The organism is Conyzicola nivalis (assembly GCF_040548875.1).
GTDB classification, from domain to species: Bacteria; Actinomycetota; Actinomycetes; order Actinomycetales; family Microbacteriaceae; genus Conyzicola; species Conyzicola nivalis_A.
Genome location: NZ_JBEPSJ010000001.1, coordinates 564920 through 582510 on the forward strand (window position 1 = coordinate 564920; position 17591 = coordinate 582510).

Sequence of the window (17591 nt, forward strand, 5' to 3'; positions counted from 1 at the left end):
AATGCAACTGTGGGGTTGCAGTAATCGACCGAAAGGAACACAATCATGACCATGACTGCGAACCCGTCCACCGTCGTCGACCCCGGCGGATACTCCGTGCGGCGCACCATCTCCATCGCCGCACCTCTCGAGAGGGTGTGGGCCGCGATCACCCAGGCCGAGCACATCGCGCGGTGGTTCCCGCAGCGCGCGGAACTCGAGCCCGTCGCCGTGGGAGCCGGCGGGGTGCTGCACTTCGACGGCTACGACGATCTGCCCATCGCCGTCGAGGAGCTCGACGAGCCCCGGATGATCGCCTACCGCTGGAGCAACTCGGTCGGCGAGAGTGCCGACCCGGCGCGCGTCGACCCGGCGCACTCGACCGTCTTCCGCTTCACGCTGCAGCCGTTCGACGGCGGCACACAGCTCACCGTCGTCGAGACCGGGTTCGACACACTTGCCGACCCGGCCGCCAGCATGGAGGACCACCGCAGCGGGTGGGACTCCGAGCTCGACGAACTGGTCGCGTATCTCGAAGGCGGCTCGTGAGCCAGACCCCGTTAGTACCCGTGTTCGCCGCTCTCGGTGACGAGACCCGGTGGAGCATCCTGGCGGCTCTCGGCGGGGGCGACGCTTCGGCGTCTACCCTCGCCGGGCGCCTACCGGTGACGCGCCAGGCGATCGCGAAGCACCTCGCGGTGCTGCAGGACGTCGGGCTCGTCGAACCCGTGCGTGTGGGCCGCGAGGTGCGCTACCGGGTGCTCGGCGCGCGGCTGACCGCGACCGCCCGCGACCTCGACCGCGTCGGCGCCGAGTGGGAGCAGCGGCTCGCCGAGATCAAGCGCATCGCCGAAGGGCTGTGACCGGGTCACTGCACCAGAATCTGCACGGGGAATTCGTTCTCGATCGAACCGTCTGCGGCCGAGATGCTGAAGGCGACGAGGTCATAGAACCCGCCGGGCAGGTGTGCGGGCAGAGTCACCAGCTCGCCGAAGTTCGACTCGACTCCGCCCTCCTCGGTCAGGAGGTCGCGCGAGAACACCACGGTGCCCCCGGCATCCCGAAGATCCACTGTGAGTGCCGCCTCGAAGACCGTCGCCCTGCCCTGAACCGAGACGACGCCCCCGGGGGCGACGGTGTCGCCGCACACGGGACTGGTGAGATAGATCACGGGCCGAGTGGCTGACAACGTCACCGGCCGCTCGACGAGATTCGCGATCGAGTCGTCCTCGGGGCTGCGCTCGTAGGCTCTGAGCACGATGGGAGCGTCGGCGTCCGACTCCGGAACGATACCGAGAACCGTCGACCAGGTCCCCTCGGTTCCGCTGCCCGACGTCGCAGACACGTGACGGATGCAGAGGGTGTCGCCTGCCTCATTCTGCGCGTCGACCACGAGGTGAGCCTCGAATGTGTTCGCCGTGCCGCTCAGGGCGACGGGGGTGGTGACCGTCGCGTCGAGCGCGGGCTCGACGATGCGGATGAGCGGTTCCCGCGCGGTCGCCGTGGGGGTCGGTGTGCCGGACGCCCCCGGTGGAGAGCCGCTGTACGGAGGAGTACCGCCGTCGTCACCGCACGCCGTGATCGCGAGAATCGTGGCGGAGACTGCAATGAGAGAAATCGTTCTGCGCCGGACCATCGTCCTGGTCCTTTCCACGCCCGATTTTACTCCGCACGAGCCTCGGCGGCTCGGTTTTCTCGGCCGGCTGCGGCTGTTGCCCGACCGACTCCCGTGGCACGATCGATGGATGACCCCGACCCTGCACATCACCGACGACGACACGGCCGACGCGCTGCTGTCGAACGACCCGCTGGCCCTGCTCATCGGCATGCTGCTCGACCAGCAGGTGCCGATGGAGACCGCGTTCGCCGGCCCCGCCAAGCTGCTCGACCGCATCGGAACCCTCGACCCCAAGGCGATCGCCGACTACGACTCCGACGAGCTCGAGGCGGTGTTCCGCATCACCCCGTCGATCCACCGGTATCCGGGATCGATGGCCGGCCGCGTGCAGGCCCTCTGCGCGGCGGTCGTCGAGAACTGGGGCGGCGAGGCATCCGCCATCTGGACCGAGGGGGAGCCCGACGGCCCGGAGATCCTCAGGCGGCTGAAGGCCCTGCCCGGCTTCGGCGAGCAGAAGGCCAAGATCTTCCTCGCCCTGCTGGGCAAGCAGTACGGCGTGACGGCAGACGGATGGCGCGCGGCCGCCGGCGACTACGGACTCGAGGGCTCGCACCGTTCCGTCGCCGACATCGTCGACCCGCAATCGCTCACCAAGGTGCGCGAGTTCAAGAAGGCCGCGAAGGCGGCTGCCAAGGGCTGACGGAATTCCGGCGGGCCCGAGGGCGTTGCCCCCGGCAATGACTTCGACACAAAGCAACCAGCAGACCGCCGCCCGCACCGCCCTCGTCGTGGGCGCCACAGGGATCGGCGGTTCGGCTCTCACCGACCGGCTCGTGGACGACGGGTGGACGGTGCTCGCGCTGGCGCGCAGAGCGGGGGCGGAGCGCGACGGAGTGCGGTGGGTCACGGCCGACCTGCGCTCGCCCGACGACCTGCGCGCGGCGCTCGGCACGCTTCATCCGACCCACGTCTTCTTCACCGCGTGGGCCCGGCAGGCCACCGAACGCGAGAACATCGCGGTAAACGGAGCGATGGTGCGCGACCTGCTCGCTGCGCTCGACCATGCGCCGCTCGAGCACGTGGCTCTCGTCACCGGGCTGAAGCACTACCTCGGCCCGTTCGAGACCTACGGGCAGGGCCCCATCCCCGAGACCCCGTTCCGCGAGGACGAACCGCGACTGGAAGCCCCGAACTTCTACTACGCGCAGGAGGACGAGCTGTTCGCTGCGGCGGAGCGGCAGGGCTTCACCTGGTCGGTGCACCGCTCGCATACCGTGATCGGACACGCGGTCGGCAACCTGATGAACATGGGGCTGACCCTCGCGGTGTACGCCTCGATCTGCCGCGAGCTCGACCTGCCATTCGCCTTCCCCGGCAGCGAGACCCAGTGGAACGGGCTGACCGACATGACCGACGCGACGGTGCTCGCCGAACAGCTGGTCTGGGCGGCGACCACCGACGAGGGCCGCGACCAGGCGTTCAACGTGGTCAACGGCGACGTGTTCCGCTGGCGCTCGATGTGGCTTCGGCTCGCCGACTACTTCGGGGTGGAGCCCGTGGGACCCTCGGTTGCGCCGAACACGCTCGAGGCCCAGATGACCGGCATGGATGACACGTGGGCACGCATCGCTCGGGAGCACGGTCTCGCCGAGACCGACCTGTCACGCCTCGCGTCGTGGTGGCACACCGACGCCGACCTGGGCCGGCAGATCGAGGTGGTCGCCGACATGAGCAAGGCGAGGCTCGCCGGCTTCACGACGCACCACCGCACCTCGGACTCGTTCACGGCGCTCTTCGACCGGTACCGCGCCGAGAAGCTGATCCCCGCCGCCTAGCGAACGGGCTCTCGTCGGGCCCTCGACGGGCCCGACGAGGTGCGCCGCTACCGGCGCGGCTTGCGGTCGGGGCGGTCGCCGTAGGTCTCGCGCTTCGGGCCGCCGCGGTCGGGCTTGATCTCGATCAGCTTGCCGCTGATGCGGGTGTCGGACAGCTTGTCGAGCACGTCAGAGGCGAGGTCGGCCGGCAGCTCGACGAGCGAGAAGTCGGGTCGGATGTCGATGTGGCCGAAGTCCTCACGGCTCAGGCCGCCCTCGTTGGCGAGCGCCCCGACGATCTGGCGCGGCTCGACGCGGTGACGCTTGCCGACCTCGATGCGGTAGGTCGACAGCGGCTTGCCGCTCGTGCGCGGGCGGCGCTCGGCACGCTCGGGCCGGTCGGGCCGGTCGTCGCGGAACGACCGCTCGGAGCGACCCTGGCGGTCGTTCTGGTCGCGGTCCATGCGCTCGCGCTCGCGACGGGCGAAGCGGGGGTCGTCGGGGGAGAGCAGCAGGGGGGTGTCGCCCTGCGCCACGACCGCCAGCGCGGCGGCGACATCGGACTCGACGACGTCGTGGTGCTCGACGTAGTGCGCGATGATGTCGCGGAACGTGTTGAGCGTCGTCTCGTCGCCGAGCGCCGCGGTGATCGCGTCGTCGAAGCGGGTGAGGCGGGTGACGTTCACGTCTTCGACGCTCGGCATGCGCATCTCGACCATCGGCTGGCGCGTGGCCTTCTCGATGGCGCCGAGCAGGCGTCGCTCGCGCGGGGTGACGAAGCTGATCGCGGCGCCGCTGCGTCCCGCGCGGCCGGTGCGGCCGATGCGGTGTACGTACGACTCGGTGTCGATCGGGATGTCGTAGTTGACGACGTGCGAGATGCGCTCGACGTCGAGGCCGCGAGCCGCGACATCCGTCGCCACCAGGATGTCGAGCTTACCGTTCTTGAGCTGCTCGACGGTGCGCTCACGCTGCGCCTGGGCGACGTCGCCGCTGATGGCCGAGGCCGAGTAGCCGCGGGCGCGCAGCTTCTCGGCGAGGGTCTCCGTCTCGTTCTTGGTGCGCACGAACACGATCATCCCCTCGAAGTTCTCGACCTCGAGTATGCGGGTGAGGGCGTCGATCTTCTGCGGGTACGACACCATGAGGTAGCGCTGCGTGGTGTTCGCGCTGGTCGTGGTCTTGTTCTTGACCGTGATCTCTTCGGGGTCGTGCAGGTACTTCTGCGAGATGCGGCGGATCTGTGCGGGCATCGTCGCGGAGAACAACGCGATCTGCTTGTCGTCGGGGGTGTCGGCGAGGATCGTCTCGACGTCTTCGGCGAAGCCCATCTTCAGCATCTCGTCTGCCTCGTCGAGCACGAGGTACTTCAGCTGCGAGAGGTCGAGGGTGCCCTTGTCGAGGTGGTCCATGATGCGGCCCGGGGTGCCGACGACGACGTGGACGCCGCGGCGGAGCGCAGAGAGCTGCACGCCGTAGCCCTGTCCGCCGTAGACCGGCAGCACGTGCACGCCCTTGAGGTGCGACGCGTAGCGCTCGAACGCCTCGCACACCTGGAGTGCGAGCTCGCGAGTGGGGGCGAGCACGAGCGCCTGCGGGCTCTTCTGGCTCAGGTCGAGGCGCGAGAGGATGGGGAGCGCGAAGGCCGCGGTCTTTCCGGTTCCGGTCTGCGCGACGCCGAGCACGTCGCGGCCGGAGAGCAGCGGCGGGATGGTCGCGGCCTGGATGGCCGACGGGGTCTCGTAGCCGACGTCCTTGAGGGCCTTCAGTACTGCGTCACCGAGCCCCAATTCGGTGAACGTGAGGGTAGCGGGGGCGGCTTCTGCCTCGCTGGGTGCGGATGTTTCTGGGGAAGTCATACCCCAACGGTAGCCCGTCGCGACGGTGCGGGATATCGCGGCGGTGCAATACTGAGTAGTATGCGGCCGAATCCGGCGCCGGATCGGCCCGCAGGGAGAGCGCTGCACTCCTTCTTCCGAGAGTCAATGGGGAGATTTCTCTAGGAAAAGTCGGGAACAGGTGTTGTAATTCATTAAGTGTAGGTGTTTCGCCTTTGGCGGGGCCGAGCGCTCAGGCAGTTAGGGGAAGCCACATGAACCAGTTCCGACTCGGCCCACGATCCGCATCCGCAGGTGTGGTGGCGGTCCTCCTGGGGATCGGCGTGGCCCTCGTGCCGGCCGGCACCGCCACCGCCGACACCACCATCGACGGACCGGTGAACCTCGGAACCGCGACCCCCTACGGAGTGCTCGGCGCGAGCACCGTCACCAACACCGGTCCGTCAGTGATCGGCGGCGACCTCGGGCTCAGCCCGGGCACGTCGATCACCGGTTTCCCTCCCGGAACCGTGCTCGGCACCACGCACCCCACCGACGCCGTCGCCACGCAGGCGCAGATCGACCTCACCACCGCGTACAACGTCGCGGCGAGTCTCACGCCGACGACGACCGGCCTCGCCGACCTCGTCGGGCTGTCGCTCACCCCGGGCGTCTACTCCGGGCAGGAGCTCTCGCTCTCCGGCGACCTCACCCTGGCGGGCACCGCGTCTTCGGTCTGGGTGTTCCAGGCCGCGAGCACTCTCGTGACGGGCTCGGCCAGCCGCATCATCCTCACCGGCGGCGCCACCGCCTGCAACGTCTTCTGGCAGGTAGGCAGTTCTGCCACGCTCGGAACGTCATCCCAGTTCACCGGCACCATCATGGCGAACCAGTCGATCACCGCGACGACGTCGGCGACCATCGCCGGGCGCCTGCTCGCCGACAACGGCGCAGTGACCCTGGACAGCAACGTCATCACGACGCCGACCGGGTGCAACCCTCCCGGTACCGTCTCGACCAGCCCGACCATCACCTCGGGGGCACCGACCGCCACCGGCGTGGTCGGCACCCCCTACTCGTACACCGTGACGTCGTCCGGCACGCCGACCCCGACGTACTCGATCACCGGCAGCCTGCCCACCGGTCTCTCGCTCAACGCCACGACGGGTGCGATCACCGGCACGCCGACCACTCCGGGCACGTACACCTTCACGATCACCGCTGACAACGGCGTGACGCCCGCTGTCTCCGCGAGCTACTCGATAGTCATCGCCGCCGTGGCCGCTGCGACTCCCGGAGGCGGCGGTGGCGGCGGTGCTGCCGGCACGCGCGTCTCCGAGCTCGCGAACACCGGCGTCGACGCCGCGCCACTGGCGACGCTGGGCGCGCTCCTGCTCGGCCTCGGTGCCGTGCTGCTGATGCTTCGTCGCAGCGCGTCGAGTGGCGAAGTAGGTCGAGTGTCGAAGTAGGGCGACGCTCGCAGTAGGACGGCGGCTCGCGGAGTCACCGCCGCACGACGAGCACCGGGCACGTCGCGTGCCGCACGCACTGCTCGCTCACCGAACCGAGCAGCAGCGACGAGAATCCGCCCCTGCCGCGCGAGCCGATGACCAGCATGAGGGACTCGGCGGATGCCTCCATCAGCACGGCTGCGGGATGTCCGAGCACCCCGCGGTAGTCGACGGTGACCGCCGGGTGCCGTGCCGCCAGGGCTCTCGTCGACTCCTCGAGCTTGTCGCGCACCTTCGCCGACACCTCGTCGAACGACGCCACGTAGCCGTGGTCGACGAGCGCTCCTCTAGGCGCGGTGTCGACGGTCCAGGCTCGGATCACGACGAGGTCGGCGCCCAGCTTCTCGGCGAGCTCGAGGGCGAACTCGAGCGCCTCGGTCGAGCTGCGTGACCCGTCGTTGCCCACGACGATCGTGGATGTGTGCTCCGCCGACATGTCGAACCTCCCGTGAGTCAGCACGTATACGCCAGAGGCTATGCCTGCCGCGTGCCCGCCGCTTTGGCCCTACCGCTGGCCGGTCGCAGCCGCGACGATGGACATAGCCGCGGCGTCTCGCGCGGCGGCCTGAAGCGAAGGAGCGATCATGGCCGACAGGGTGGTCGTGGCGGTCGACAACCGCGCCGCGAGCGAATCGGTGCTGCACTGGCTGCACACGAGATGGACGAGAGCGGGCGACTTCGACGTCGAGGTCGTCGCGGTCGCCGACCTCGGCTGGGTGCCGGTCGGATCGAGCGACGTCGGCTACCGCTCGGGGTATGAGACGGCGCTCGAGGAGTCGGGCGCGGCCATCCGCGAACGGCTACCGGGCGCGAGCGTCGAGACCACCGTGCTGTGGGGGCTCCCGCCCGACGTGCTCGTCGACGTGTCGAAGCGCGCCGACCTGCTCGTGCTTGGTAGTGACAAGACGGGGTTCTTCCAAGGACTCGTGTCTGGAACGCTTCCCCTGCGGGTCGCGGCGCACAGTCACTGCCCGGTCGTCGTCGTGCCCGCAGGGTGGAGTCCGGGGGAGCCGCGGGTCGTGGTCGGCGTCGCCCTGGACGCGACGGATGCCGCGCCGATCGAGGTCGGCGCGCGCGAGGCGGAGCGTTCCGGGGGCGGACTGCGGCTTCTGCACGCCGTCACTCTTCCCCAGTCGCTGCTGGTGGAAGACCTCATCACCACCGAGACCTACGACGAGGTCGCCGAGGCCCGCACCCGCATGCTCGCTCTCGCCGTCGAGGAGGTTCGAGCGCGCCATCCGGGAATCGAGGTCTCCACCGCACTCCCTCGAGGACGCGCGGTGGTCGCACTCGTCGACGAGGCGCGCGACGGGGCTCTCGTCGTCGTGGGCACTCATCGACGACGGGCGCTCGCCCGGTTGATTCTCGGCTCGGTGAGCCACGACGTGCTGCTCAACGCGCCGTGTCCGATCATCGTGGTTCCGACGACCTAGGTGCGGCTAGCATGATGCTGTGCAGACCATCTCGACACAATCTCAGTTCATGGCGGGCGCCCGCCGCACGGTGAGCACCGCGTGAGCGAGATCGACCGTCGAGACGACTCCGACCTGATGGCGCTGCTCTCCGCCGGACAGGCGTCCGTGTGGGACCCTCGCGGCGCGGAGGCCGTCGCGGCGAGACGGCGGGGCCGACGCCGTGGATTGATCGCGGCGGGGGTGGTCGCACTCGTGATCCTGGCCGTCGTCGGAACGTACATCCCGCTGAGTCTCAACGCGCCCGTCGTCGCCCCGACTGTGACGCTGACGCCGCCGGTGCCCGAGCAGCCGGCGGCCGTGAACCTGACGCCGCCGACGGCGGGTGTGAGCGCCGTGAGCGTGACCGGCGCCGAGCAGTTTCCCGGCACCGTCGGCACCGACGGCATGCTGGTGCTGAACGGCGGGGCGGAGGCGCGCCCGATCGCGAGCCTCACCAAGGTGATCACGGCGCTCGTGGTGCTCGGGGCGAAGCCGCTCGCGCCGGGCGAGGCCGGTCCGACCCTCACGTTCTCGAAGGCCGACAACGACCTCTACGACAAGTACTACGTGCTCGGCGCGTCGATCCAACGGATGAAGATCGGCTCGGCGATGACGCAGCGCGACGCGCTCGAGGTCATGCTCGTGGCCTCGGCGTCGAACTACGGCGAGGCCGTCGCCAACTGGGCGTTCGGTTCTACGGCGAACTTCAGGGCGGCCACGAAGACCTGGTTGGCATCGAACGGGCTCGCCGCGACCACCATCGTCGAACCGACGGGCATCGACCCGCGCAACACCAGCACGCCGGCCGATCTGATCGCCATCGCCAGAATCGCCATGGCGAACCCTGTGGTCGCCGAGATCGTCGGCTCGCGCAGCGTCGACGTGCCGAACCTCGGGCAGCTGTCGAACACCAACCCGATCCTCGGTTCCGACGGCGTCGTCGGCCTCAAGACCGGCACGCTCGAGCAGTCCGGCTCGTGCCTGCTGTTCTCGGCGAGCATCGAGGTGGGGCTCGCGGCCCCGATCACACTCACCGGGGTGGTGCTCGAGGCGTCGGACAACTTCGCCGCCGGTGTCGCGGCACGAGCGCTGATCGACACCGTGCGGGCCGGCTTCCGGGAGGTGCGGCTCGTGCCGTTGAACACGGTCGTCGGCACCTACACGACGCCGTGGGGCGACACCGCCGACGTGGTGACGGCGTCGAGCCCGACGGTGTTGACCTGGTCGGACACCCCCGTGTCGGTCACCCTCGCGAGCGATCCAGTGCGGGAGGCGAAGAGCGGCACCGAGGTCGGCAGCCTCACCTACGTGGTCGGTGCCGAGACGGTCGTCGTGCCGCTCGAGCTGCGCGGCGGGATCGCCGGTCCCGGCGGCCAGTGGCGCCTGACCCACCCCGAGATCCTGCTCGCGCAGTAGCGTCTACCGCCCCGACAGCACCCGCACGAAGTCGGAGAGGAACGCCGCACGGTCGACGTCGACCACGACGACGGTGTCGGGCGCGTCGTCCCACTTCCAGCTCACCGGCAGTCCCTCGGCGGTGCGCATGAGGTGCGCGCGGATTGCGAACCCGTCGGTCGTGATGTTCACCGGGCCGTGCAGCGCGGACGTGATCCACTCGGGGTGGAAGAGCAGGGCGGCGGCCAGCCCGTCGTGGGCGGGCGAGACCCGGCGGCCCCAGGAGAACTGGTAGAAGTCCATGTACGCCTCGAGGATCTGCGCCGAGAACGTGCCCCACGGGGTGCCCGCGCGCTGCAGGGCCTGCACCGCCTGCTCGTCGACGATCGTGCCCGCCGTGACGTTGACCCCGACCATGACGAGACGCTCGCGGGGCGCCGCGAAGACGAGAGCCGCGGCATCCGCGTCGTTGTGGATGTTGGCGTCGACCATCTGCACCGTCCCGAGCGGCGGGAACGGCCCCGAGCCGCCCATGATCACGACGGAGCGGAACAGTGTGAGCAGCTCGGGCTCGATCTGCAGCGCGAGGCCGATGTTGGTGAGCGGGCCGACCGGCAGCAGGTCGTAGTAGCCGGGGCGCGAGCGGGCCAGGTCGACGATGAGCTCGGCCGACGACAGCGGCGAGAGGTTCGCGGGGGAGATCGGGGTGGACCACAGGTCGCCGAGTCCGTCGGCGCCGTGCACGTGGCCGGCGATGCGCGGCTCGCCGTTCAGCGGGCCGTCGGCGCCGCGCGCGACGAGGATGTCGTCACGGCCGGCGAGCTCGAGCACGCGGGCGATGTTGGTGAGCGCCGCCTCGACGGGCGTGTTTCCGTAGACGCTCGTGATCGCCGAGACCTCGACGTTCTCGCTGCCGAGCAGGTAGAGCAGCGCTAGGGCGTCGTCGATGCCGGTGTCGGTGTCGAGGATGACGTGGCGCACGGAGTCGGCGGCCTGGGAGGTCTGGGTCACGGTGTGCTTTCTGTCGAGATGGACGCCCTGCGGGCGGGGAAACGGATGCGGGTCGCGACGAGCACGAGCAGGGTGATCGCGTACGGCGCGGCGTCGGTGAGCTGCTGCGGTGCGCCGACGCCCTGCAGGCGGAATCCGAGGGCCTCCGCGGCCCCGAACCCGAGGCAGGCGACGGGCAGCCAGAGCGGCCTGCCGGCGACGAGCATAACCGCTGCGACGGCGATCCAGCCCCGGCCGGCGGTCATGTTCTCGGTGAACACGGTCACGTTGCCGAGCGAGAGCTGCGCGCCGGCGATGCCGCAGAGGGCTCCGGCGGCGATCGTCACCCAGAACTGGTAGCCCGAGACGTTGATGCCGAGGCTCGATGCGGCTTCCGGATGCTCCCCGACGCCGCGCAGCCGCAGCCCTCGAGGCGAGAACTTCAACCACAGGCCGACCGCGACGATCAGCACGAGCGCGAGCGGCACGAGCGGGGTCTGCCCGGCGAAGATCGGACCGATCACGGGAATGCCTTCCAGCCAGCGCATCTTCTCGAGGCCCTGAAGCCCGCGGGGGGAGAACGAGCCGGAGACGTCGAAGAGCACACGCATCAGGAAGCCCGTGATTCCGAGGGCGAACAGGTTGGAGCCGATCGCGATGACGATCGGGTCGGCCTTCCACCGGGCGGCGCCGACGGCGAGGGCCAGCGAGAACACCGCGGTGGAGACGATCGCGGTGAACACCCCGGCCCAGGCGCTGCCGGTGTAGTAGCTGGCCGCCACGGCGGAGAACGCGCCCCAGAGCATCTGGCCCTCGAGCGCGATGTTGAACACTCCGACCTGCGCGGAGAGCGCGCCGGCCAGCGACGCGAACAGCACGGGCGTCGCGGCGAGAAGAACGGCCGCGACGAAGCTGAGTTCGAGGATCTGCATCAGCGCGCCCCCTTCTCGCCGGAACGGCGGTTGTCGACGACGGTGCGCAGAGCCAGCACCACGATGACGACTCCCTGCAGCACGTCGGAGAGCTGGCGGGGAACGTCGGCCGACCGCTCCATGGCGGCGCCGCCCACCTGGAGCACCGTGAACAGCACCGCAGTGACGGGGATGAGGGCCGGGCGGCCGCCGGCGAGAAGGGCAGCGGCGAGACCGGCGAAGGTGTAGCCGGGCGAGAGCAGCGCGCCGTCGGTCAGCCGGTAGGGCGCGGAGAGCGTGATGATGGCGCCGACGATGCCGGCGACCGCGCCGGAGGCGGCCATCGCGCCGAGGGCGAGCCTGCCGACCCGGACGCCGCCGTAGGCGCCGAAACGCCGGTTGGCCCCGACGACGCGCAGTTCGAAGCCGACGGCGGTGCGGCTGTCGACGAGCCAGTAGGCGACCATCAGCAGGATGACGATGATGAGCCCGACGTTGGTGTACGAGAGGTCTCCGAGCGCCCACATGCGCGCGCTCTCTGGGAAGCGGTCGGTCTGTGCGACGGCCGCCCCCTTCTCGCCGATCTGGAAGCGCAGCAGGTACGACACGACCGCGACGGCGACGGGAGACAGCAGGAGGGTGCTGATGATGATCGGGATGCCGAAGCGGGTGGCGAGCGGGGCCGAGATCGCGCCGAAAGCGCCGGCGAGCACGGCGGCGGCGAGGATCGCGACGGGCACGGCGAGCAGGGGAGGCAGGCCCGACTGGCCGGCGACGACGGCGGCCGCGAGTCCGCCGAGCACGAGCTGGCCGTTGCCGCCGAGGTTGAACTCGCCCATGCGCAGCGGGATCGCCGCCACGAGGGCCATTCCGCAGATGAACGCCCACACCGAGACCGTGTAGTCGAGGGTGTCCGGGTCGAAGGCCCCGGAGAGCACCGCGGCGTAGGCGGTCAGCGGGTCGAGGCCGGCGGCGGCGATGATCACGGCGCCGATGAGCACGGCGATGACGACCGCGCCGACCGGGACCACCACGGGGTGGCGCACGGCGACACGCGCGAGCCGCACGAGCGGGTGTCGCAGCACCTGTGGTTCTGGGGGCGCGCTCATCGACGGACTCCGGTCGCGGGGGTGGTTGTGTTTGTGGTGGCGGTCGCGGTGGGGGCGGTCGCGCCCGACATGGCCGCGCCGATCGACGCCGAGGTCGCCTCTGCCCGGCTCAGCTCGGCCACGATCTCGCCGGAGAGCATCACGAGCACGCGGTCGGCGAGGGCGAGCAGCTCGCTGATCTCGTGCGAGACGAGCAGCACGGCGCCGCCAGCCGTGCGGTAGTCGAGCAGGCGGCCGTGGATGGCCTCGATCGCGCCGACGTCGACGCCCTGGGTGGGCTGTTCGGCGACGAGCAGGGGAGCTCCGTATGACAGCTCGCGGGCGATGACCACCTTCTGCGCGTTGCCGCCCGAGAGCGAGCCCGCGGTGTGCTGGCCGCTGGGCGTGCGGATGTCGAACTGCTCGATCAGCTCGCGCGACCGTGCCCGCTGCGCGCGCAGCGAGATCCAGCCGCGGCGGATGCCCCGGTTCGCCCCGATCGGAGCGGTGCGGTGGTGGCCGAGCGTGAGGTTCTCGGCGATGGTCATGGTGATGGCGCTGCCCTCGCCGCGGCGGTCTTCGGGGATCACGGCCACCCCGTGGGCGCGGCGGTCGCGCACGCTCCAGCCCGTGACATCCGCCCCCTGCAGTTCGACGCTGCCTCTCGCGAGCGACCGTGTTCCGAGGATCGCCTCCACGACCTCGTGCTGGCCGTTGCCGGAGACGCCGGCGATGCCGACGATCTCGCCGGCTCGCACGTCGAACGAGATGTTTCCGACGCGCTCGACGCCGCCCTCGGACACGACTGCATCGCGCACGCGCAGCACGGTCGCGCCGGGGGTCACGTCGCCCTGGTTGCTCACCTCGAGCACGTCGCGTCCGGTCATGGCGTGCACCAGTTCGGCGCCCGACGTGTCGCCGGTGGAGAACCGGCCGGTGACGCGGCCGTCGCGCAGCACGGTCACTTCGTCGCTGACCGAGAGCACCTCGTTGATCTTGTGGGTCACGAGCACGACGGTGGTGCCGGAGTCGGCGGCGCGGCGGATGACCGCGAACAGCGAGGAGACCTCGCCGGGGGTGAGCACGGCGGTCGGTTCGTCGAGGATCAGGATCGTGGCATCCCGGTGCAGGGCCTTGAGGATCTCGACTCGCTGGCGCTCGCCCACCGACAGCTGCGACACCCTCGCGCGCGGGTCGATCTCGAGACCGTACCGTTCGCCGAGCTCACGCACGCGGGCCTCGGCCGCCCGGCGGTCGACCAGGCCGAGGCGGCGCGGCTCCGCGCCGAAGACCACGTTGGCGGCCACGGTCATCGACTCGAACAGCCGGAAGTGCTGGTGCACCATGCCGAGACCCGCCGCGATGGCGTCGAGGGGGCTGGAGAACGTGACGGGGGAGCCGTCGACGCGGATCTGGCCGGAGTCGGGGGTGACGAGGCCGAAGAGGATCGACATCAGCGTCGACTTGCCCGCGCCGTTCTCGCCCATCACAGCGTGCACGCTGCCGCGGCGCAGCACGAGGTCGACGCCGTCGTTTGCCACGACGGCGCCGAACCTCTTGCTGATCCCGCTGAGTTCGACGGCGGGAGAGCTGCTTGCAGTCAGGGTCATCCGGCGGTCAGCGGGTCCTCAACGACGATGTCGCCGGCGATGATCTGGTCGCGGATCGCCGTGACCTGCTCGATCACGTCGGGGTGGTCGGCGATCAGGCACTGCGAGTCTGCGACGCCCTCTTCGAGTCCGGTGAGGCTCACGCCGCCCTCGGCGAGGCCGTAGGAGGCGAACCCGCCGGTCGTGCCGTCGAGGATGTCGCCGACCGACTCGACGAGCGCCACGTCGACACGCTTGATGGCGTTGTCGACGACGTTGCCGGGGGAGTCGAGGCACTGGTTGGTGTCGACGCCGAACGCCGCGACGGAGTTCTCGCTGGCAGCCTCGAAGACGCCGAGGTTGCCGCCGGATGCTGCGGCCTGGATGTAGTCGGCACCGGCGTCGGCGAGGATCTGGGCCTGCGCCTTCGAGCGGGCCTGGTCGCCGAACGGGTTGTCGCCGCCGACGTACTGCGCGCCGGTCGTGACGTCGGGGTTGACGCTCTGGGCACCGGCGAAGAACGGGTCGACCCAGCGGTGCAGGAACGGGGTGTCGAGCGATGCGACGACGCCGATGTTGTTCTTCTCGGTGAGCAGCCCGGCCTCGACGCCGGTCAGGTAGGTCGCCTCGTACTCCTTGAACACCGCGGCGGTGAGGTTCTCGGTGGGCTCCTCGGCCGACGTGTCGATGAGCAGGAACTGCTGGTCGGGGTAGTCGATCGCGGCCTCGGTGAACTGGTCGAGCACGCTGAAGGAGACGCCGATGATGACGTCGGGCTTCTCGCGGATCGCGGCATCGAGGTTCTGCTGGATGCTCGCGGGGTCTTCGCTCTCGTATACGTCGAGGCTCGCGTTGTACTTGTCGGCGGCTTCCTCGGCACCGTCGGAGGCGAGCTGGAGGAAGTTGTTCGATCCGATCGCGGTCGGGGTGATGAGGATGAGGGAGGCCTCGGTCGCGTCTCCACCGGCCTCGGCGTTGCCGCCGGCGCTCGCGCAGCCGGTGAGGGTCGCGGTGACCGCGAGCAGGGCGATGCCGGTGCGGAAGCCGGCGCGCGAAGAGATCTTCATGTGGGGTGCCTATCGGGAAGCGGTGTCGACGTTGGGGGTTCGCCGGGTGCTGTGAACTCGCCGGCCTGCCGAGCCTAACAACGGGCGAAGGGTCGTTCCGGCGCCGGTGTCACACTGGTTCACACAGAGCCCACCCACCGACCAGTGGGGCAACGAATCGACCTCGATGGCCGGCTTGCGGGTCGGAAGCTTGCCCCTCGGCTCCGGGGACGTCTAGCCGCACGACCCCGTCGGCCGCTACCGTGTCCCCATGGCTACCGAAGCGACGATGCTCACCGTCGGCGACCGCGAAGTGCGCATCTCGAGCCCGAGCCGGGTGATCTGGCCGAACGACGGCATCACCAAGCTCGACCTCGCCAAGTACCTGGTCGAGGTCGGCACCCCGTTCCTCGCCGCGAACGGCGACCGGCCGCTGTCGCTCCAGCGATTCCCGGGAGGCATCGACGGCGAGCAGTTCTTCTCGAAGAACCCGCCGAAGGGCGCCCCCGACTACGTGCACGAGGTCATGGTCGTCTACCCCAGCGCCCGCTCGCATCCGCAGCTCGTGATCCACGAACCCGCCGCAGCCGTGTGGGCCGCGCAGATGAACACCGTGGTGTTCCACCCCTGGGCGAGCCGGGCGGGCAACACCGACAACCCCGACCAGTTGCGCATCGATCTCGACCCGCAGCCCGGAACCGACTTCGACGACGCCATCCCCGCCGCCGTCGAACTGCGGAAAGTGCTCGAGGAGGCCGGCCTCACCGCCTTCGTCAAGACATCCGGAAACCGCGGCCTGCACGTCTTCGCACCCATCGAACCCACCCACGAATTTCTCGACGTACGTCACGCCGTCATCGGCGCCGCCCGCGAACTGGAACGACGGATGCCACGGAAGGTGACGACCAACTGGTGGAAGGAGGAGCGCGGCGAGCGCATCTTCGTCGACTTCAACCAGGCCAACCGCGACCGCACCATGGCGGGGGCGTACAGCCCGCGAGCGCTTCCCGCGGCGACTGTGTCGTGCCCCATCGAGTGGGACGAGCTCGAGAAGACCGACCCGACGAGATTCACGATCCTCACGGTGCCCGAGCGGCTCGCCACCGTCGGCGACCCGTGGGCCACCATGCACGACAAACCCGGCACGATCGACGTGCTGCTCGGCTGGTGGGAGCGCGACCTCGCGGCGGGCGAGGGTGAACTGCCGTTCCCTCCCGACTACCCGAAGATGCCGGGGGAGCCGCCGCGCGTGCAGCCGAGCCGGGCGAAAGCGCCTGTCACGGAGAGCACCGACTAGGCCAGCACCCGGCTCAGGTCGTAGAGGTGCGGCACCTCGAGCTGCTCGAACGTGCACGATGTCGCCTCGCGGTCGGGCCGCCACCGGGAGAACTGCACCGTGTGCCTGAAGCGGTCGCCCTCCATCTGGTCGTAGCGCACCTCGACCACCCGGCTCGGCTCCAGCCGCACGAACGAGACGTCCTTGCCCGATGAAAAGCGGCTGCGCTCCGTCTCGCCGTGCACGACGGCGCCCGACTCGTCGTGCGCCACGAGCGGTGCGAGCTCGTCGACGAGTTCGAGCCTCCTCGCGTCGCTGAACGCCGACGCCCCGCCCACGTTGCGCAGCACCCCGTCGGAGTCGTACAGCCCGAGCAGCAGCGAGCCGACCCCGGCGCCGCTCTTGTGCACCCGATAGCCCAGCACGACGACATCCGCGGTCCTGTGGTGTTTGATCTTCAGCATCACCCGCTTGCCGGGGGAGTACGGCGCCGCCAACGGCTTCGCGACCACGCCGTCGAGCCCGGCGCCCTCGAACTCGACGAGCCAGCGCCTGGCCAGTTCGACGTCGGTCGTGAGCTGGGTGACGTGCAGCGGGGCGCCGAGCTCGCCCGCGAACGACTCGAGCGCGCTGCGACGCTCGCCGAACGGGGTGTCGAGCAGCGAGGCGCCGTCGAGCTCGAGCAGGTCGAAGGCCACGAACATCGCCGGGGTCTCGACCGACAGCAGCCGGATGCGGCTCTCCGCCGGGTGGATGCGCGCCGACAGCGCCTCCCAGTCGAGTCGTTCGTTTCCCGGCTCGCCGCTGCGCAGCACGATCTCCCCGTCGAGAACGCACGGCGACGTCAGGAGGCGGGCGAAGGCATCCGTCAGCTCCGGAAAATACCGCGTCAGCGGCTTGGCGCCCCGGCTGCCGATCTCGACGGTCGACCCGTCGAAGGTCACGATCGCACGAAACCCGTCCCACTTCGGTTCGTAGGCGAGCCCTCCCTCCACCGAGTCGGATTCGGGAACCGCGTCGACGGCCTTGGCGAGCATGGGGGCGATGGAGGGCATGCGTCGATTCTGCTCTGTGCCGCCCGCCGGGGATAGGCCGGAATCGGC

At 70.0% G+C, this 17591-nt stretch carries 17 protein-coding genes; 8 read left to right on the forward strand and 9 right to left on the reverse strand.

Annotation, left to right across the window (positions count from 1 at the left end; genetic code table 11):
* Positions 1-45: 45 nt before the first annotated feature.
* Entirely contained in the window at positions 46-528 is a 483-nt protein-coding gene (locus ABIE21_RS02755) for an SRPBCC family protein (RefSeq protein ID WP_354023249.1), read from the forward strand.
* A complete protein-coding gene (locus tag ABIE21_RS02760) occupies positions 525-842 on the forward strand; it encodes an ArsR/SmtB family transcription factor (protein ID WP_354023250.1) in 318 nt (105 codons plus the stop codon). Before ABIE21_RS02755 ends, ABIE21_RS02760 begins: the two co-directional genes overlap by 4 nt.
* Positions 843-847: 5 nt before the next feature.
* Here ABIE21_RS02760 and ABIE21_RS02765 read toward each other — a convergent pair whose 3' ends face one another.
* Complete coding sequence (locus ABIE21_RS02765; RefSeq protein ID WP_354023251.1) at positions 848-1615, reverse strand: Gmad2 immunoglobulin-like domain-containing protein; 768 nt, start codon at positions 1613-1615, stop codon at positions 848-850.
* A 109-nt stretch (positions 1616-1724) separates the two neighbouring features.
* Between ABIE21_RS02765 and ABIE21_RS02770 the strand changes: the two genes are divergently transcribed.
* Positions 1725-2297, forward strand: coding sequence for an HhH-GPD-type base excision DNA repair protein (locus ABIE21_RS02770; RefSeq protein ID WP_354023252.1), 573 nt, complete (start codon positions 1725-1727; stop codon positions 2295-2297).
* A 37-nt stretch (positions 2298-2334) separates the two neighbouring features.
* Entirely contained in the window at positions 2335-3432 is a 1098-nt protein-coding gene (locus ABIE21_RS02775; protein ID WP_354023253.1) for an SDR family oxidoreductase, read from the forward strand.
* 47 nt (positions 3433-3479) lie between these two features.
* On the opposite strand, the gene ABIE21_RS02780 is transcribed toward ABIE21_RS02775, so the two are convergent.
* Positions 3480-5270 (reverse strand): DEAD/DEAH box helicase, encoded by a 1791-nt coding sequence (locus ABIE21_RS02780; RefSeq protein ID WP_354023254.1) that lies wholly within the window; start codon positions 5268-5270, stop codon positions 3480-3482.
* Between the two features lie 233 nt (positions 5271-5503).
* On the opposite strand from ABIE21_RS02780, the gene ABIE21_RS02785 reads away from it, so the two are divergent.
* Complete coding sequence (locus tag ABIE21_RS02785; protein ID WP_354023255.1) at positions 5504-6697, forward strand: ice-binding family protein; 1194 nt, start codon at positions 5504-5506, stop codon at positions 6695-6697.
* A gap of 34 nt (positions 6698-6731) precedes the next feature.
* Here the strand turns inward: ABIE21_RS02785 and ABIE21_RS02790 are convergent, their stop codons facing one another.
* Entirely contained in the window at positions 6732-7175 is a 444-nt protein-coding gene (locus ABIE21_RS02790) for a universal stress protein (RefSeq protein WP_354023256.1), read from the reverse strand.
* 148 nt (positions 7176-7323) lie between these two features.
* Between ABIE21_RS02790 and ABIE21_RS02795 the strand changes: the two genes are divergently transcribed.
* Complete coding sequence (locus ABIE21_RS02795) at positions 7324-8172, forward strand: universal stress protein (protein WP_354023257.1); 849 nt, start codon at positions 7324-7326, stop codon at positions 8170-8172.
* An 81-nt stretch (positions 8173-8253) separates the two neighbouring features.
* The gene (locus ABIE21_RS02800) at positions 8254-9609 is read left to right on the forward strand and encodes a D-alanyl-D-alanine carboxypeptidase family protein (protein ID WP_354023258.1); all 1356 of its coding nucleotides are present in this window, start codon (positions 8254-8256) and stop codon (positions 9607-9609) included.
* Between the two features lie 3 nt (positions 9610-9612).
* Here ABIE21_RS02800 and ABIE21_RS02805 read toward each other — a convergent pair whose 3' ends face one another.
* From ABIE21_RS02805 to ABIE21_RS02825, 5 genes are read right to left on the reverse strand one after another with little or no spacing between them, the layout of a single operon-like run.
* The gene (locus ABIE21_RS02805) at positions 9613-10599 is read right to left on the reverse strand and encodes a nucleoside hydrolase (RefSeq protein WP_354023259.1); all 987 of its coding nucleotides are present in this window, start codon (positions 10597-10599) and stop codon (positions 9613-9615) included.
* On the reverse strand, positions 10596-11510 hold the full coding sequence (locus ABIE21_RS02810) for an ABC transporter permease (RefSeq protein ID WP_354023260.1): 915 nt from the start codon (positions 11508-11510) through the stop codon (positions 10596-10598). Before ABIE21_RS02810 ends, ABIE21_RS02805 begins: the two co-directional genes overlap by 4 nt.
* On the reverse strand, positions 11510-12598 hold the full coding sequence (locus tag ABIE21_RS02815) for an ABC transporter permease (RefSeq protein ID WP_354023261.1): 1089 nt from the start codon (positions 12596-12598) through the stop codon (positions 11510-11512). The genes ABIE21_RS02810 and ABIE21_RS02815 overlap by 1 nt, the downstream gene beginning before the upstream one ends.
* Positions 12595-14187 (reverse strand): ABC transporter ATP-binding protein, encoded by a 1593-nt coding sequence (locus ABIE21_RS02820; protein ID WP_354023262.1) that lies wholly within the window; start codon positions 14185-14187, stop codon positions 12595-12597. The genes ABIE21_RS02815 and ABIE21_RS02820 overlap by 4 nt, the downstream gene beginning before the upstream one ends.
* On the reverse strand, positions 14184-15233 hold the full coding sequence (locus ABIE21_RS02825; RefSeq protein WP_354023263.1) for a BMP family ABC transporter substrate-binding protein: 1050 nt from the start codon (positions 15231-15233) through the stop codon (positions 14184-14186). The genes ABIE21_RS02820 and ABIE21_RS02825 overlap by 4 nt, the downstream gene beginning before the upstream one ends.
* A gap of 250 nt (positions 15234-15483) precedes the next feature.
* Here ABIE21_RS02825 and ligD point away from each other — a divergent pair, with 250 nt between their 5' ends.
* Positions 15484-16509 (forward strand): non-homologous end-joining DNA ligase, encoded by a 1026-nt coding sequence (gene ligD / locus ABIE21_RS02830; RefSeq protein WP_354023264.1) that lies wholly within the window; start codon positions 15484-15486, stop codon positions 16507-16509.
* Here ligD and ABIE21_RS02835 read toward each other — a convergent pair.
* A complete protein-coding gene (locus tag ABIE21_RS02835) occupies positions 16506-17543 on the reverse strand; it encodes an ATP-dependent DNA ligase (protein ID WP_354023265.1) in 1038 nt (345 codons plus the stop codon). The genes ligD and ABIE21_RS02835 overlap by 4 nt on opposite strands.
* Positions 17544-17591 lie beyond the last annotated feature (48 nt).

Bases quoted from the DNA above. Each gene is read 5' to 3' on its own strand.
- ABIE21_RS02755 (WP_354023249.1), top strand. From the start codon at position 46: ATGACCATGACTGCGAACCCGTCCACCGTCGTCGACCCCGGCGGATAC.
- ABIE21_RS02765 (WP_354023251.1), bottom strand. From the start codon at position 1,615: ATGGTCCGGCGCAGAACGATTTCTCTCATTGCAGTCTCCGCCACGATT.
- ABIE21_RS02770 (WP_354023252.1), top strand. From the start codon at position 1,725: ATGACCCCGACCCTGCACATCACCGACGACGACACGGCCGACGCGCTG.
- ABIE21_RS02775 (WP_354023253.1), top strand. From the start codon at position 2,335: ATGACTTCGACACAAAGCAACCAGCAGACCGCCGCCCGCACCGCCCTC.
- ABIE21_RS02780 (WP_354023254.1), bottom strand. From the start codon at position 5,270: ATGACTTCCCCAGAAACATCCGCACCCAGCGAGGCAGAAGCCGCCCCC.
- ABIE21_RS02785 (WP_354023255.1), top strand. From the start codon at position 5,504: ATGAACCAGTTCCGACTCGGCCCACGATCCGCATCCGCAGGTGTGGTG.
- ABIE21_RS02790 (WP_354023256.1), bottom strand. From the start codon at position 7,175: ATGTCGGCGGAGCACACATCCACGATCGTCGTGGGCAACGACGGGTCA.
- ABIE21_RS02795 (WP_354023257.1), top strand. From the start codon at position 7,324: ATGGCCGACAGGGTGGTCGTGGCGGTCGACAACCGCGCCGCGAGCGAA.
- ABIE21_RS02810 (WP_354023260.1), bottom strand. From the start codon at position 11,510: ATGCAGATCCTCGAACTCAGCTTCGTCGCGGCCGTTCTTCTCGCCGCG.
- ABIE21_RS02815 (WP_354023261.1), bottom strand. From the start codon at position 12,598: ATGAGCGCGCCCCCAGAACCACAGGTGCTGCGACACCCGCTCGTGCGG.
- ABIE21_RS02820 (WP_354023262.1), bottom strand. From the start codon at position 14,187: ATGACCCTGACTGCAAGCAGCTCTCCCGCCGTCGAACTCAGCGGGATC.
- ABIE21_RS02825 (WP_354023263.1), bottom strand. From the start codon at position 15,233: ATGAAGATCTCTTCGCGCGCCGGCTTCCGCACCGGCATCGCCCTGCTC.
- ligD (WP_354023264.1), top strand. From the start codon at position 15,484: ATGGCTACCGAAGCGACGATGCTCACCGTCGGCGACCGCGAAGTGCGC.
- ABIE21_RS02835 (WP_354023265.1), bottom strand. From the start codon at position 17,543: ATGCCCTCCATCGCCCCCATGCTCGCCAAGGCCGTCGACGCGGTTCCC.